The sequence below is a fragment of the Leisingera sp. genome (assembly GCF_034669605.1).
Classification (GTDB): domain Bacteria; phylum Pseudomonadota; class Alphaproteobacteria; order Rhodobacterales; family Rhodobacteraceae; genus Leisingera.
The window spans coordinates 1-14,567 of the sequence record NZ_JAXMOX010000119.1 but is presented as its reverse complement, the minus strand read 5'-3'; the positions used below and the strand labels follow the sequence as shown (position 1 = coordinate 14,567).

Here is a 14,567-nt window from a genome sequence, read left to right as displayed (position 1 = left end):
CATCAGGGCCAGCGGTCGAACGTGCCGCGCAAATAGGCCGGACAAATGACCGCTACGCATAAAGATCAAAATCACAAAGAAAACCCTTGCAAAACAGGAGCTGTCCACAAATGACAAAGCCGGGCAGACTTGTATATCTCCTTCATACGCTCAAACAGCAGTATTTCAGCTCCATATAATCCTCGATCCCATATTTTGATCCTTCACGGCCAAGACCTGACTGCTTGACCCCGCCAAAAGGTGCTACTTCGGTAGAGATCAAACCAGTGTTAACGCCTACCATTCCGTATTCAAGCTCCTCCATGACCCGATAGATCCGGCTCAGGTCGCGGCTGTAGAAATACGACGCCAGGCCAAACTCGGTGTCATTGGCTGCGTTCAGTACCTCCTCCACTTCCGAAAACCGGAAAACAGGCGCCAACGGGCCAAAGGTCTCTTCTCGTGCCACCGCCATCTCTTGGGTTACCCCGGCAATCACCGTCGGCTGGAAGAAGGTGCCCCCAAGATCATGCCGCTTGCCGCCGGCGGTCACCTGCCCACCCTTGGAAACGGCATCGCTGATGTGTTCACCCACTTTTTCCACCGCAGCCTCGCTGATCAGCGGCCCAATGGCAGTGCCTTCAGCAAAACCGTCGCCAACCGGAAGGGCCGCTACGGCCGCTGAGAGCTTCTCCACAAAGGCATCATGAACGGCATCCTGCACATATATCCGGTTGGTGCAGACACATGTCTGGCCGGCATTGCGGAATTTCGAGATCAGCGCGCCTTCGACGGCAGCATCCAGATCGGCATCATCGAACACGATGAAAGGCGCGTTTCCGCCCAGTTCCAGCGACAGCTTCTTGATCTGTGCCGCGCCCTGGCGCATCAGGATGCTGCCAACATTGGTGGATCCAGTAAAACTGATTTTCCGCATCGCCGGGTTTTCGCAGAATTCCAGCCCGATACCCTTACTGTCGGTCGATGGCAGCACCGAGAAAATACCCGCAGGAATGCCTGCTTCCTCAGCCAGCTTGGCGATTGCCAGCGCTGACAAGGGGGTCTCGCTGGCAGGCCGGACGACCATGGCGCAACCCGCCGCCAGCGCCGGACCAGCCTTGCGGGTGATCATTGCGTTGGGAAAATTCCAGGGCGTGATCGCGCCGACCACGCCCACCGGCTGTTTCAACACCATGATACGCTTGTCGCGCTGATGGCCGGGGATGGTGTCGCCATAAACCCGCTTGGCCTCTTCCGCGAACCATTCGATGAAGCTGGCGCCATACATGATCTCGCCCTTTGCTTCGCTGAGCGGTTTGCCCATTTCGGCGGTCAGGATCGCGGCCAGGTCGCCAGCATGAGCAACCATCAAGTCGAACCACTTGCGCAGAACTGTTGCGCGTTCTTTGCCGGTATACTGCGCCCAGTTCTTTTGCGCGGCCTTTGCCGCGTCAATGGCCGCCCTGGCGTCTTCGACCGTGCAATCGGCCACCTCGGCCAGCACTTCGCCGGTGGACGGATTGTGCACCGGGAAACGGGTGCTGCGTCCCTGCCATTCGCCATTCAGATAGGCGTCCTGCAGCAACAGATCGGGACGGGAGAGTGAGAACATTTCTGAGTACTCCAGTTCAGTTGAGAAAGGTGCGGGATTCCCCCGGCCCGGTTTCGTATTGGCCGTCAGCCGGATCAGGCGTGCAGGTCGCCATCCATGGCGGTGCCGTCCGGTGCGCTCTCGGCCGCACCAGAGACCGCAGCCGGATCTTCCAGGAGCGATTTGATCACCCCCCAGGCCATCATCACCACCAGGACCGAGATCGGCAGCGCAGCGGCAATTGCCGCGGTCTGCAGCGCCGACAGCCCGCCGGCCATCAGCAGCACCGCCGCCACCAGCCCCTGTGCCGCGCCCCAGATGATCCGGTGGATCTTGGGCGGATGCGCGTTGCCCATCGACAGGATCGTTGTGACCACCAGCGTGCCGGAGTCCGAGCTGGTAATGAACCAGGTGGCCAGCAGAAAGGTGGTCAGCGCCGAGATCGCCCAGGCGAGCGTGCCGCCGTCTGCCAGCAGGTCGATAGTGCCGAACAGGGTGCCGCCCAGGTTCCAGCTGTTGACCATGGCGATCAGCCCCGCGGTGCCGGCGCCGCCCTCGGCGTTCAGCTCCAGGAACAATGCGTTGCCGCCGAACACCGAGATCCAGATGAATGCCATCGTGGTCGGCACCAGCATGGCACCGAACATGAACTCGCGGATGGTGCGGCCCTTGGAAATGCGGGCGATGAACATGCCCACAAAGGGCGCCCAGCTCAGCCACCAGCCCCAGTAGAAAATGGTCCAGCCCCCCTGCCAGGCGACATCTCCCGGTGCCGATGCGGTCCAGAAGCCCATCGACAAGAACTGCGTCACGTAATCGCCGGTCGCGTTCAGGAAGAAGCCGGCCAGCCACTGGGTCGGTCCGGCGATCACAAAGAACAGGATCAGGGCGATGGTCAGCACGACGTTCCACTCCGACAGGATCTTGATGCCTCGGCCGATGCCGGAGACCGCCGACAAGGTCGCCACGACAGAGATGATAATGACCAGCACGACCTGGGTGCTCACGCCCGGATCAACGCCGAACAGCACATTCAGGCCATGGGCCATCTGGTTCACCCCCAGCCCCATCGAGGTGGCGATGCCGAAGACGGTCCCGAACACGGCCAGCAGGTCGGCCGCATGGCCCGCCGGGCCATAGATCCGCTCGCCCAGCACCGGGTACAGCGCCGATCGGAAAGTGAGCGGCAGCTTCTTGCGGAAGGCAAAATAGCCAAGCGCCAGACCGGTCAGCGTGTAGATCGCCCAACCGTGCAGCCCCCAGTGGAAGTTGGTCACGCGCACCGCATCCACGGCCCGCTCAAGGCTCATGCCGGTATGTCCCGAGGCATCGGCAAACGGGTTGTTGGGATAGCCCCAGCCCGCTGACGTGTCGAAATAGAACAGCGGCTCCGCGACGCCGAAGAACATAATGCCGATCGACACCGACGCCGAAAACAGCATGGCAAACCAGGAGAAGCGGCTAAATTCCGGCCTAGAATCATCATCCCCGAGGCGGATCGAGCCGAAGCGGCTGAACATCAGGAACAGGCAGGCAAACAGAATAATGATGACCGAGCTGATGTAGTACCAGCTGAGCGCGCCTTCGACCCAGGAGCGGATGCCGCCAAAGATCTTGCCCGCGTAGTCCACGTTCAGGATGGTGAACACCACAAAGGCAGCAATCATTGCCTTAGAAGCGATGCTCATGCCGTTGTGCAGTCCTTTGAATGGCCCTTGTCCGGCGACCAGCAGGCCCCCGGGACCGGGTTTGTCGTTTCTCGCCATGGTTTCCTCCCTTAGGCAACGACCGCGTGTGTCCGGCCGCGCGCAAGCGCAGCCGGTGGTGTAAATGTCCTCCGATGGGGTTAGTCCGGCCCTACCGCATGACGAAGGGATCCGGGATCGGATCGTCCGATGTGCGCAGCCAGACCGCCTTGACCTTGGTATAATCCAGAGCCGCCTGCAGGCCGCCCTCGCGGCCGTGGCCAGACAGGCCGTGGCCGCCAAAAGGGGCAATCGGGCTCACGGCGCGGTAGGTATTGACCCAAACGATGCCCGCGCGGATGCCGCGGATCATCCGGTGCGCGCGGGTGAGATCGCGGGTGAAGACGCCGGAGGCCAAGCCAAAAGCGGTCGTGTTGGCAATCTCCAGGGCCTCGGCCTCGGTCTCAAACTCTACCACTGACAAAACAGGGCCGAAGAATTCGTTCGACAGGCAGGGGGCGTCCGGCGCGTCCGAGCAGTCCAGAACCGTCGGCGGGAAAAAGAAGCCCTCCCCTTCCGGCACGGTGCCGCCGGTGACCAGCTTGGCCCCCGCCTTCACCGACGCCTCGATCAGGTGCACCGCATGGTCGCGCTGTTTAAGAGTGCAGAGCGGCCCGACTTCGGTCGCCATGTCATCCGGCGCGCCAATGACCACCGCTTCGGCTTTCTCTTTCAGCCGCGCAAGGAAGGCGTCCTTGATGCCCTTCTGGATCACCAGCCGCGATCCTGCGACACAGCTTTGCCCGGTCGCAGCAAAGATCCCCGAGACCTGCGCATTCACCGCGCTTTCCAGATCGGCGTCGTCAAACACAATGAAGGGCCACTTACCGCCCAGCTCCAGCGAGGTGGAGGCGAGGTTTTCCGCGGAATTGCGCACGATATGGCGGGCGGTCTCCGGCCCGCCGGTGAAGGCCACATGAGCGACCGAAGCGTGGCTGGTCAGCGCAGCACCCGCCTCCGGCCCGCCGGTGATCACGTTCAAAGCGCCGGGTGGAAAGCCGGCCTGGTCAAAGATCCGGGCGAATTCCAGCATAGGTGCCGGGCCTTCCTCCGAGGCTTTCAGCACCACCGTGCAGCCCGCCGCCAGCGCCGGGCCGATTTTCACCGCCGACAGGAACAGCTGCGAATTCCACGGCACGATGGCGGCCACCACCCCCACCGGTTCGCGCCGCAGCCAGACCTCCATGTCCGGCTTGTCGATCGGCAAATGCGCGCCTTCGATCTTGTCGGCAAGGCCGGCATAGTAGCGGTAGTATTCCGCCACATAGGCGATCTGGGCCGAGGTCTCGCGGATGATCTTGCCGGTGTCGCGGGTTTCCAGCTCCGCCAGCCTCGGGGCGTTTTCCGCCACCAGATCGGCTAGCCGCATCAGCAGCTTGCCGCGCTGAGTGGCGGTCATACCCGCCCATTCGCTGGAGAAAAACGCAGCTTCTGCTGCCCTTACCGCCCGGTCTACATCCGCCGCCGAAGCGGCAGGCATCTGCGCCCAGGGATTGCCGGTGGCAGGGTCAAGGCTTGCGAAGGTGGCGCCCGCTTCCTCGAAGGCGCCCCCGATATAGTGCTGGAAAGTCTGCATTTTCGGTTTCCTCACTGAAACGCTGGCATGACGTCGGTGATGAACCGCTCAAGCGAGGCCTTCTTGCGCTCGAAACTCATGCTGGAGTCGATCCAGAACGAGTATTCATCATACCCCAGCGCCTCGTATTTCTTCAGCCGTTCGATCACCTCCGCGGGTTCGCCGATCACCAGATCACGCTCCATCGCTTCGGGGCTGTAGAAGGGGTGCTCGGCAATCTCCTCGTCACTCAGCGGGTCGATCAGGCCCTGGCGGATCTCGCGCTTGTTCATGAACCAGGCCCCGAAGTAGCAGAAGAAGCGGTTGAGCTCCTCCGCCCCGCGCTTCACATCCTCGGCGCTGTCCGCGACATAGGTGTGCTGCAGCAGCATGATCTTGGGCCGCGGCACATCGGCGTGCTTGGCACAGGCATCGTTGAACTTGCCCATCAGGTCAGTGATTTCCTCATCACCCTTCCACAGCGGCGTCACCTGCACATTGCAGCCATTGGCCACGGCGAACTCGTGGCTGTTGGGATCGCGCGCCGCGATCCAGATCGGCGGACCGTTCTCTTGCACTGGTTTCGGGGAAGACGTGGTTTTCGGGAAGGAATGTAACTCCCCCTCCTGCGCATAGTCGCCCTGCCACAGGCCCTGCACCGCCGGGATCAGCTCACGCATCCGCTGGCCCGCCTCCCAGGCGTCCATGCCGGGCATCATGCGCTCGTATTCAAACGAATAGGCGCCCCGGGCGATGCCCAGGTCCAGGCGGCCTTCGGTGATAATATCGGTCATCGCCGCCTCGCCCGCCAGCCGGATCGGATGCCAGAACGGCGCAATTACCGTGCCCGTGCCCAGCCGCACGTGCTTGGTGTGCCGCGCCACGTCAATCAGGTTCAGAAACGGGTTCGGCGAGATGGTGAAGTTCATCCCGTGGTGTTCGCCGGTCCAAACCGCATGCATGCCGCCGTCGTCGGCAATTTTGCACAGCTGGATGAACTCGTCATACAGCCGCTTCTGATCGTCAGATTCGGAAATCCGCTCCATATGCGCAAAGAGGGAAAATTTCATGCGCCCTTGCTCCCTGTCGCCACGGGGCGGACCTGCCCGGTGGTTTGATTGCCATAATACACCCCGAAATTGCCCATCCGGGCTTCACTGGCGAACCGTTCCAGCATGGTGCACATCGCCGCGTCGGCAATGTCCATCAGCGTGGATTGGGTCAGCGGTGTGAAAACGCCCTTGGCCGGTGTGCCGCCGGCCGATTGGCACAGGAACGAGATGTGCTGATGTTCGCGCGCTTTGTCTTCGTAGACGGAATAGATAAAACCGGGTTCGGCCTCGACGCCGGTGTCCGCGATCAGCCGGGCAAGCGCCGCCGAGGCGCCCTCCTTTCCGACCCCGGTTTCCGGCAGCGTCAGCTTGCCCTGATCGTTGCCCATGAGCAGCACCTTGCCCTCATGCTCGATCAGGGCAGAGACGATCAGCTTGGCGCCCTGGCTGAGGGCCTCGGCCTCGGCAGCGGCTGTCACATAGGCGCCGCGGGCATAGCCGAGACCCGGCGCAGGCGAGGTTTCAAACGCCTCGACCCGTCCGATCAGGATCAGGTGGTCGCCCGCCTCCACCCGGTTGTGCATGGAACAGTCGAACCAGGCGGAGACACCCTCGAACACCGGGCTGCCCTGCGGCCCCTGCTGCCAGCTGACGGCGGCAAAACGGTCCTCGACCGGGCGGGCGAAAGTGTTGGAGACGTCCTTCTGGTCCTCCGCCAGCACATTGACGGCAAAGCCCTCGGCCTGCTCGAACGCGGCGTAGTTGCTGGAGGAGTTGGCGATGCACACCAGTACCAGAGGCGGGTCCAGCGACACTGAGGTGAAGGAGTTGGCAGTAAAGCCGATCGGGTTTCCGTCCGGATCGTGCGTTGTCACCACGGTGACGCCGGTCATGAAGGTGCCGAAGGCGTTTCGCAGGGCGCGCGGGTCGATCTCGCTCATGTCGTTGCTCCTTCGGTGTTCAGCCAGTCGTGCAGGGCCGCGTTGACCTCTGCGGGGGCAGTCAGGTTGACCATATGCCGGTGGCCTTCGATGACAACCGCCCTGCCCTGCGGCGCGGCATCCGCCATGGCTTGCGCCATCGCGGGTGTCGAGTTCGGATCGCCATCGCCGGTCAGCGCCAGCAGCGGGCAACGGATACCGCCGAACCCATCGGCATAGGTGCTGTCGCCGCGGGCAAAGGCGGTATAGGCGGCGGCGTAACCCGCCAGGTCCACGCCCGACAGCCATTCGGCCACCTGCGCCCGTGCCGCCTGGTCAGCCTCACTCTCCCCGAACCATCGCGCCAGCGGTGTTTCCAGATCAAAGCTGCCAGCGCGGATTTCGGCAGCGCGCGCTTCAACCGCGGCCCTGGCCTCCGCCGATCGCCGGAACACCCCATTCAACAACGCCACCCGGGCCACGTTCTCAGGATGGCTGGCGGCATAACCACCGGCAATCAGCGCCCCCATGGAGTGACCCGCGAGATACACTGGGCCAAGGTCCAGCGCTTGGATCACCGCGTGCAACCAGGCCACGTAATCCGGCAGTTCTGCCGCTTCGGGCAACAGGTCACTGCCACCATGACCGGGCAAATCCAGTGCGATCACCTCATGGGTTCCAGAAAGCGCAGTGATCTGCGGCGCCCAGGCCGCCGATTGCATCCCCACTCCATGGAGCAGCACAACAGGCGCACCCTGCCCTGACCGCTGGCAGGTGACAGCCCCGAAAGGCTTAGACAGCTGCAGGGTTGTCAGCGTCATGGCCCAGCTCCTTCAAATCCTGGTAGCGGTCCCCGATGCGGTGATGCGGCCGACCGCCGATGGAGGCTCCCAACGCGATCACAATCTCGTCCGGCGCCGGCGCGTCCGCGACGGACAACTGGATGGTCAGGTAATGGCTGCGCCGCCCGCCGTCGTTCTTGTCCATCAGCGGAATTTGCAGCGAGGCATTGACAGGCCCGCGGGTGTTGGTGAAGGCCAGATAAGACTTCGCCCCCACCGCCTCGCGGAAGTGGTTGCCAAACCGCAGGGTGTGGATGAGAGCAGAGGCATGCTCCACCTCGCCACTGACCCCGACGATGGCGGATTTCCCGTAGCCCTCGACCTTGTCGCCGCCGCCTGCAGCCTCCAGGATCATCGCGGTCAACTTCTCTCCCAGCCCCGGCGCGCAGTCATGGATTGCCGGACGCAGATCCTCGACAAAGCCCTGCCCTGCCCAGGGATTTTTGATCACCGCCACCGCAGCAATCATCTTGAGCGGGGTTTCCGCTGCCTTGCCGCCCTCAATCAGGGTCTCTTCGACATGCAGTAGCGTCTTTCGGATTTCGGCGGGCATGGGCAGATCTTTCCTGTTTGATTCCATTTTGCGTAATATGGTATACCATCATATAGTATGTCAACGCACACTTGTTCCACCCTGTCCCTGTTGCTATTGGATGCAATATGACCAACCCCATCATGAGCAAAATAGACCACCACCCGCAGACCCTGCGCGATATCGTGCAGGAACGGATGCGCGAGGCTATTGTCTCCGGAAAGTTTGCCCCCGGTGAACGGCTGGTGGAGCGCCCTCTGTGCGAGCAGCTCGGCGTCAGCCGCACCGTCGTGCGCGAAACCATCCGCTACCTGGAGGCGGAGGGGTTGGTGGAAATCCTGCCCGGCAAAGGGCCGATCGTGGCGCAACTGGGGTGGGAAGACGCACGGCAGATCTACGACATCCGCCAGATGCTGGAGACCGCCGCCGCCACCGAATGCGCCCGCAACATCACGCCGCAGCTGGCGGAAATGCTGAACTCCGCGCTGCGCAGGCTGCAAGAGGCCGTTGCGGCAGGTGTTCCCGGTCCGATGCTGAACGCCACGACCGAGTTCTACCGGATCATCTTCGAAGGCGCCGGCCACAACGTGGCCTGGGAAATCGTCCAGCGTCTGAACGGCCGCATCAGCCGGCTGCGGGCGGTGACGCTCTCGACCGCAGAGCGGCGAAAACCCGGCCCCGCCCATATGCAGGATATCTGCAAGGCTATCACGTCAGGCAACGCCGAGGCCGCCAGAGCCGCAGTCCAGAGCCACCTGACGGAAGCGGCCGCTGTTGCCAAGCGGACGCTCAACCAGGAAGAGGCCAAAACTAGCAATGCCTAAAGCCTATTGGATCGCCAACGTAACAATCACGGACCCCGACCGTTACAGCGGATACCAAGCCGCTGCCCCGGCGGCATTCGCGGATTTTGGGGCACGATTTCTAGCAAGGGGTGAAGCGGAAACTCTTGAAGGCCGCGACTGGCAGCGAAGAGTGATCATCGAATTCGATAGTCTGAAGCAAGCCCGCGCCTGCTACAACTCCCCGGCTTACCGCTCGGCAAGAGCCGAACGCGCAGGTGCTTGCGTTGCAGACATTGCTATCATTGAGGGCTTGAATTGAGTGTACCTTCAAAGAAAATACGGGCGTAAAGGGTCCGGCAAACATTTGGAGCGGTACCGTTGAGGTCCCAGGCCATTAACTTGGCTGGTGCCACCGCGCTCAATACCTCGCCTTAGGTCGAGGGTGATAGTGCAACGCATTCATACTGTTTGCAGGAGACGAGAAAGAAAAGCCGGGCGGCTTGAATGTTTGCTCTAATCAGAGTCCCAACGGGCGATTTCGATTTGAAGATGTTAGAAGTCTCTTGTTGCCGTCCGGACTATTCGCTCCATAGCGCTGCGACACGGAAAGCGTGCTGATCATCGTACAGCCAGGTGACAATCTGTATACCTTTCGAAAGCCCGCTCCCTTCGCAACGATTGCCATTGTCAGCCTGACCGAAATTATCAAAAATCCGCCAGAACAAAGCCAGATTGAAGCCGTATCCGAGGCAGCAGCACGTATATCAGCCAGGCTTGGACCAGAGCATTCAGCACCTACCCCTCCTGATCGACGACCCGCCAAAGCCAATGCTCGCTCCCCCGATTGACATGACAACATCGTCCAGATGCCAATTTCTGCCGAGCTGCCAGCTGACCGGCCGCAATTGTTGTTGCGCGTTTTCTTCCTAACTTTTCAGCCTGGGCCCACATTTTCTGATGCGATACGATGATACCCAGCTTAGCAAGAAGATCCTCTACCATCCGAAGGCTGCGCAGAAACCGGAAGTACAGCCAGACAGCGCAAGCAATCACTTCGGGCGGGCAACGGTTGCCGCGACAGAGGCAGGCGTCGGTCATGCCGCCACTTCGCACTTTTTTGCGGGCAGCCGCATTAACTTTATAGCCCCTCCCGCGACGCTACTTCCTCAATGCAGGCAGCCCCACGCCAGTGGACTGGAAACCGCCGTCCGAAGCGATCGTCTGCCCGGTCACGTAGCTGGCCTTGTCCGAACACAGGAAGACGATCACCGATGCGATTTCATCCTCCGACCCGTAGCGGTTCAGGGGGATAGCGTCGTGATAGGCATCGATGATTTCTTGGCTGTGCACGGCCATTGCGAGCTTGGTCCGCACCGGTCCGGGCGCCACGCAGTTTGCGCGTACACCGTGTTCCCCCAGCTCTGCCGCCTGCTGCTGCGTCAGGTGGATCACCGCTGCCTTCGAGGTGCCATAGGCCACCCGCAGGGTTGAGGCTCGCAGCCCCGAGATCGAGGCGATATTGACGATCGCCCCCGCGGTTTCCTTCAGATGCGGGATCGCCGCCTGGCTGCACAGGAACACGCCGTCAAGGTTGGTCTCCATCACCCGCCGCCATCGGTCGAAGCCGGTCTCCTCGATTGGTCCGAAATCAGCCACGCCCGCATTGTTCACCAATGCATCGATCCGGCCAAAGTGTTCCGCGCATTCCGCCATCATCGCCGCCACCTGATCCGGCTGCGACACATCGCAAACAACCGGCAGCACATTTTTCAGCTGCGCCACTTCCGCCATCAGCGCCTCGCCGTCGCGGTCGATCATCGCAACCTGCCGCCCCTCGGCAAGAAACTGTTTGGCGGCAGCCAGCCCGATACCGCGGGCTGCACCGGTGACAATCACGGTTTTTCTGGTCATTGCAAATTCCTCAGTTGGCAGGGCCGGACAGGCCGATGGACAGTTGCGGGAACAGCCCGATTACCGCCAGCCCCAAGAGGCAGAACAGCAGGAAGGGCATCGCCCCCCGCGCGACCCGTTCAATGGGCAGCCGGGTGACATTGGCAGCGACATACAGGTTGATGCCGACCGGCGGGGTGATCAGCCCGATGGCCAGGTTGACCATCACCAGCACCCCGAACCAGACCGGATCCCAGCCCAGTTCGCGGGCCACCGGCATCAGGATCGGCAGGCAGATGAACATTACCGTGACCGCATCCATGAACATGCCCGCAACCAGCAGGATCAGCATGATCACCAGCAGGATGACCCATTCATTGCCGCTCAGCCCCAAGAGCACCCCGGAATAGCTGCCAATCAGATCCTCCACCGTGACCACCCAGCCAAAGAGGCTGGCATAGGCCACTACCAGCATCACCGTGGCAGAGGATGCGGCAGCATCGCACAGCGAATTGTAGAGCCCGGCAATGGTCAGCGTCCGGTAGACCAGCCCGCCGACCAGCAGCGCATAGACCGTGGCTACCAGCGCCGCTTCGGTCGGGGTGAAGACACCGGAGTAGATGCCGCCCAGGATCACCACAGGGGTCATCAGCCCCCAGAAACTATCCTTGAACGACAGCCACAGCCGCAGCGCATAGGGCCGGTCCGCATGCGGCGCCGGGCTAAGCGCCTGCAGCGAGGGCGCATCGCCACGACGCTTGGCCAGCGGCAGCGTCAGCAGCATCATTAGTCCCATGAAAAGCCCGGGCAGGATCGCCGCCAGGAACAGGTGCGAGATCGAGGTCTCGGCGATCACCCCGTAGATCACCAGCCCGATCGACGGCGGGATCACGATCGACAGCGCGGCGCCGGTGCAAACCAGCCCGGCGGCATAGGCGCGGGGATAGCCGTCTTCCTCCATGCCCTTGATGATCATCGGCCCGATCGCTGCGACCGAAGCCGGACCGGATCCGCTCACCGCGCCCCAGAATAGGCAGACGGCAGTGCCGACGATGCCCATGCCGCCCGGCATCGAGCCGATCAGCACCCGGAAGAAGCGGATCATCCGCTCGGCAATGCCCAGCGAGCCCATCAGCGTACCCGCCAAGATGAAGAAGGGGATCGCCAGCAGCGAGAATTTGGTGATACCGGTGGCGATCAAATCGCCTGCCAGTTCCAGCCCGAAACCGATCTGCCACATGGCGTAAAGCGCTGACAGCCCCAGCGACATCGCCACCGGCACCCGCAGCGCCAGCAGCAGGAAGAACAGGATCACCATTTCGGTGCCGGCCGGCAGGCCGGGGATCAGGTCAGACATCGGTGATCACCTCACGCTCATCGCCCGTCACCCAGACCTCCCAGGCATGCTGCAGGTAGCGCACCAGCACCAGCGCAAAGCCAAAGGGCACCGCGGCCTGGTAGTACCAGGCTGGAACGCCGAGACCGTAGGAGCGCAGCCCGTTGCTGATCAGGTTCGCCACCGCCTGCCACGAAAACCACGCCGACAGCGCCAGCAGAAGCGCCGCGGTCAGCACCGACAGCACGAACACCGCGCGGCGCAGCACCGTCGGCAGCAGGTCGTAAACCAGCCCGACCGCCAGATGCTCGCCACGCCGTGCCGCAATGGCGGCACCGAACACGGTCAGCAGCAGAAAGCCGCTGGTCAGCAGTTCCTCGGTTGCGGCAAGCGAATAGCTGGTGCCGTAGCGCACCACCACATTAGCAAAGCCGAGCAGGGTCATGGCAAGAAAGATCACCGCGCAGATGATCTTCTCGGCCTCGCGCAGGATGAAGGACATCCCCTACTCCTTTGGTCTGAAGATCACTGCGGGCCGTCCGTATGGGACGCCCCGCAGCCTTGGGCTGAATTATTCGGCGCCGCTGATGGCGTCTTCAAAGGCCTGGACCAGCTCCGGACCGACTTTCGCCGCCCATTCGTCATAGGCGGGCTGGGTTGCAGCCTTGAAGGCGGCCAGTTCCTCGGCCGTGGGCTCATAGACCTCCATGCCCTTTTCGCGGAGGAAATCGATGCCCGAAGCCGTCGCATCGCGCGAGATCTGGCGCTGGTAGGCCATTGCCTCATCCGCCGCCGCCTTCAGCTTGGCCTGAATCTCCGCATCATAGCTGTCCCATTTCTTCTGGCTGATGCCGATGAAGATTGGGTCGTATGAATAGTGCCAGGTGGTCAGGTATTTCTGCACCTCGTAGACCTGCTGCGGGATGATCACCGCGCCGATCGGGTTTTCCTGGCCGTCCACCACACCCTGCTGCAGCGCGGTCAGGGTTTCGCTCCACTGCATCTGCTGCGGGTTGGCGCCCAGTGCGTTCATCACGTCGATATACATCGGCCCCGCGACCCGCATGTTCAGGCCCTTCATGTCCTCGGGGGTCTTTACCGGGCGGCTGTTGTTGGTCACCTCGCGGAAACCATTCTCGCCCCAGGCCAGCACGATGATGCCCTTTTCCTTGAGGATGGCTGCCAGCTTTTCCCCCGGTGCACCCTGGGTGGTGGCATCCACCTGATCATAGTCCGAATAAAGATAGGGCAGCGAGAATACCGCCATCTCCGGCACGAGCGGGGTGACGTTGATCGCCGAGGTCACCACCAGATCCAGCGCCCCTCGGCCGGTCATCTCGGCCTGTCGCATCTGGTCGCCGCCTGCCAGCTGGGCATTGGGGAAGATCCGCACGCTGATATCACCGCCGGTCGCATCCGCGATCAGCTCGGCGAATTTCTCCGCTCCCTTGTGCCAGGTGGTGGTGTCGCCGGTGTTGTGCGACAGGCGCAGGGTTTCGGCCGAGGCTGCCGCCGCCATCACCGCCCCCGCCAGGGCGGTTGCCAGCACAGTTTTGCCCAGTTTCGAAATTGTCATCTTGCTCTCCCAGATTTCGGACCGGTCCAACCCAGCCGCACTGGGCTCCTCGGTCCGGTCATAGATCCATATAATGGACCGACTGAAGATCCACATTATGGAACACGTTCACTGTCACGATTTTATTGCCACGATCAAGAAGAACTTGCAATATTCCTAAATACCCAAATGATGGGCGGTAACTTACGAACCCGGGGATGAGGAGAGGGCCGAACAGGTCCACATAATGGAACACTCTAAGGGCGATAGCAGCGCAGCCGCACTGGCCGGCAGCCAGACCGTGGACCGGGCACTGGCCTTGCTCGGCATGGTCGGGCGGCGGCCCTCCGAGGGCGCAAGCCTCAGCGAACTGGTCGCCGAAAGCGGCCTCAACAAGCCCACCGTGCGGCGGCTGCTGCTGGCGCTCATCCGCAACGGGATGGTCGAGCAGAACGAGCAGACGCGGCGCTACTTCCTTGGTGAAGAAGCTTATATTCTCGGGACTTTTGCCGCCCACCGGCACGGACTGCTGGAACTCTCCTACGAGACCCTGGCGCGGCTCGCGGCGGAGACAGGCGATGCGGCCTTCCTGTCAGTCAGGCGCGGCTTCTCCGCTCTCTGCCTGCACCGCGAGGAGGGCACCTACCCGATCCGTACCTTTGCGCTGATGACCGGGCGGCTGCACCCGCTAGGCGTCGGCGCAGGCTCGCTGGCCATGCTCTCCGCCCTGCCTGCTGCAGAGGCGGAGGCCGCGCTTGAAGCCAATGCCGCGCTGCTGGCTTCGG

Annotated in this window: 15 protein-coding genes and 1 pseudogene; 4 read left to right on the top strand and 12 right to left on the bottom strand. The window is 62.3% G+C overall.

The annotated features are described in order from the left end of the window. Nucleotides 1-142 precede the first annotated feature (142 nt). The 7 genes from VOI29_RS15035 to VOI29_RS15005 form a co-directional block, all read right to left on the bottom strand. A complete protein-coding gene (locus VOI29_RS15035) occupies nt 143-1,591 on the bottom strand; it encodes an NAD-dependent succinate-semialdehyde dehydrogenase (protein WP_222506494.1) in 1,449 nt (482 codons plus the stop codon). 74 nt (nt 1,592-1,665) lie between these two features. Then, nucleotides 1,666-3,258: a BCCT family transporter gene (locus tag VOI29_RS15030; RefSeq protein ID WP_261399140.1), complete on the bottom strand. Its 1,593-nt coding sequence runs from the start codon at nt 3,256-3,258 to the stop codon at nt 1,666-1,668. Nucleotides 3,259-3,427: 169 nt separating this feature from the next. Next, nucleotides 3,428-4,891 (bottom strand): aldehyde dehydrogenase, encoded by a 1,464-nt coding sequence (locus VOI29_RS15025; RefSeq protein WP_323780234.1) that lies wholly within the window; start codon nt 4,889-4,891, stop codon nt 3,428-3,430. Between the two features lie 11 nt (nt 4,892-4,902). Continuing rightward, on the bottom strand, nt 4,903-5,940 hold the full coding sequence (locus VOI29_RS15020) for an LLM class flavin-dependent oxidoreductase (protein WP_323780231.1): 1,038 nt from the start codon (nt 5,938-5,940) through the stop codon (nt 4,903-4,905). After that, on the bottom strand, nt 5,937-6,863 hold the full coding sequence (locus VOI29_RS15015) for a flavin reductase (protein WP_222506498.1): 927 nt from the start codon (nt 6,861-6,863) through the stop codon (nt 5,937-5,939). The genes VOI29_RS15020 and VOI29_RS15015 overlap by 4 nt, the downstream gene beginning before the upstream one ends. Next, nucleotides 6,860-7,663 (bottom strand): alpha/beta fold hydrolase, encoded by an 804-nt coding sequence (locus VOI29_RS15010; RefSeq protein WP_027233545.1) that lies wholly within the window; start codon nt 7,661-7,663, stop codon nt 6,860-6,862. Before VOI29_RS15010 ends, VOI29_RS15015 begins: the two co-directional genes overlap by 4 nt. Continuing rightward, nucleotides 7,635-8,237 (bottom strand): amino acid synthesis family protein, encoded by a 603-nt coding sequence (locus tag VOI29_RS15005; RefSeq protein ID WP_323780227.1) that lies wholly within the window; start codon nt 8,235-8,237, stop codon nt 7,635-7,637. The genes VOI29_RS15010 and VOI29_RS15005 overlap by 29 nt, the downstream gene beginning before the upstream one ends. 107 nt (nt 8,238-8,344) lie before the next feature. Here VOI29_RS15005 and VOI29_RS15000 point away from each other — a divergent pair, with 107 nt between their 5' ends. From VOI29_RS15000 to VOI29_RS14990, 3 genes are all read left to right on the top strand, one after another. Beyond that, a complete protein-coding gene (locus VOI29_RS15000; RefSeq protein ID WP_222506500.1) occupies nt 8,345-9,040 on the top strand; it encodes a GntR family transcriptional regulator in 696 nt (231 codons plus the stop codon). Then, entirely contained in the window at nt 9,033-9,320 is a 288-nt protein-coding gene (locus tag VOI29_RS14995) for a DUF1330 domain-containing protein (protein ID WP_323780224.1), read from the top strand. Before VOI29_RS15000 ends, VOI29_RS14995 begins: the two co-directional genes overlap by 8 nt. Before the next feature lie 292 nt (nt 9,321-9,612). Further along, nucleotides 9,613-9,849: a hypothetical protein gene (locus tag VOI29_RS14990; protein WP_323780221.1), complete on the top strand. Its 237-nt coding sequence runs from the start codon at nt 9,613-9,615 to the stop codon at nt 9,847-9,849. Nucleotides 9,850-9,963: 114 nt separating this feature from the next. Here VOI29_RS14990 and VOI29_RS24670 read toward each other — a convergent pair. The 5 genes and pseudogenes from VOI29_RS24670 to VOI29_RS14970 form a co-directional block, all read right to left on the bottom strand. Further along, nucleotides 9,964-10,099: pseudogene (locus tag VOI29_RS24670) on the bottom strand (IS6 family transposase); the annotation flags it as partial. Nucleotides 10,100-10,159: 60 nt separating this feature from the next. Further along, nucleotides 10,160-10,912 (bottom strand): SDR family oxidoreductase, encoded by a 753-nt coding sequence (locus VOI29_RS14985; RefSeq protein ID WP_323780218.1) that lies wholly within the window; start codon nt 10,910-10,912, stop codon nt 10,160-10,162. A 10-nt stretch (nt 10,913-10,922) separates the two neighbouring features. Further along, on the bottom strand, nt 10,923-12,248 hold the full coding sequence (locus VOI29_RS14980; protein WP_323780215.1) for a TRAP transporter large permease: 1,326 nt from the start codon (nt 12,246-12,248) through the stop codon (nt 10,923-10,925). Next, complete coding sequence (locus tag VOI29_RS14975; protein ID WP_323780212.1) at nt 12,241-12,729, bottom strand: TRAP transporter small permease; 489 nt, start codon at nt 12,727-12,729, stop codon at nt 12,241-12,243. Before VOI29_RS14975 ends, VOI29_RS14980 begins: the two co-directional genes overlap by 8 nt. A 69-nt stretch (nt 12,730-12,798) precedes the next feature. Beyond that, nucleotides 12,799-13,899, bottom strand: a complete 1,101-nt coding sequence (locus VOI29_RS14970) for a DctP family TRAP transporter solute-binding subunit (protein ID WP_323780209.1) — start codon at nt 13,897-13,899, stop codon at nt 12,799-12,801. A gap of 130 nt (nt 13,900-14,029) precedes the next feature. Between VOI29_RS14970 and VOI29_RS14965 the strand changes: the two genes are divergently transcribed. Then, nucleotides 14,030-14,567, top strand: a 538-nt coding sequence (locus VOI29_RS14965; RefSeq protein WP_323780206.1) for an IclR family transcriptional regulator, incomplete at its 3' end; no start/stop codon positions are given.

What these genes read in the sequence shown, in the direction of transcription:
- VOI29_RS15035 (WP_222506494.1), bottom strand. Translation starts at nt 1,591, where the DNA reads ATGTTCTCACTCTCCCGTCCCGATCTGTTGCTGCAGGACGCCTATCTG.
- VOI29_RS15030 (WP_261399140.1), bottom strand. Translation starts at nt 3,258, where the DNA reads ATGAGCATCGCTTCTAAGGCAATGATTGCTGCCTTTGTGGTGTTCACC.
- VOI29_RS15025 (WP_323780234.1), bottom strand. Translation starts at nt 4,891, where the DNA reads ATGCAGACTTTCCAGCACTATATCGGGGGCGCCTTCGAGGAAGCGGGC.
- VOI29_RS15020 (WP_323780231.1), bottom strand. Translation starts at nt 5,940, where the DNA reads ATGAAATTTTCCCTCTTTGCGCATATGGAGCGGATTTCCGAATCTGAC.
- VOI29_RS15015 (WP_222506498.1), bottom strand. Translation starts at nt 6,863, where the DNA reads ATGAGCGAGATCGACCCGCGCGCCCTGCGAAACGCCTTCGGCACCTTC.
- VOI29_RS15010 (WP_027233545.1), bottom strand. Translation starts at nt 7,663, where the DNA reads ATGACGCTGACAACCCTGCAGCTGTCTAAGCCTTTCGGGGCTGTCACC.
- VOI29_RS15005 (WP_323780227.1), bottom strand. Translation starts at nt 8,237, where the DNA reads ATGCCCGCCGAAATCCGAAAGACGCTACTGCATGTCGAAGAGACCCTG.
- VOI29_RS15000 (WP_222506500.1), top strand. Translation starts at nt 8,345, where the DNA reads ATGACCAACCCCATCATGAGCAAAATAGACCACCACCCGCAGACCCTG.
- VOI29_RS14995 (WP_323780224.1), top strand. Translation starts at nt 9,033, where the DNA reads ATGCCTAAAGCCTATTGGATCGCCAACGTAACAATCACGGACCCCGAC.
- VOI29_RS14985 (WP_323780218.1), bottom strand. Translation starts at nt 10,912, where the DNA reads ATGACCAGAAAAACCGTGATTGTCACCGGTGCAGCCCGCGGTATCGGG.
- VOI29_RS14980 (WP_323780215.1), bottom strand. Translation starts at nt 12,248, where the DNA reads ATGTCTGACCTGATCCCCGGCCTGCCGGCCGGCACCGAAATGGTGATC.
- VOI29_RS14975 (WP_323780212.1), bottom strand. Translation starts at nt 12,729, where the DNA reads ATGTCCTTCATCCTGCGCGAGGCCGAGAAGATCATCTGCGCGGTGATC.
- VOI29_RS14970 (WP_323780209.1), bottom strand. Translation starts at nt 13,899, where the DNA reads ATGTGGATCTTCAGTCGGTCCATTATATGGATCTATGACCGGACCGAG.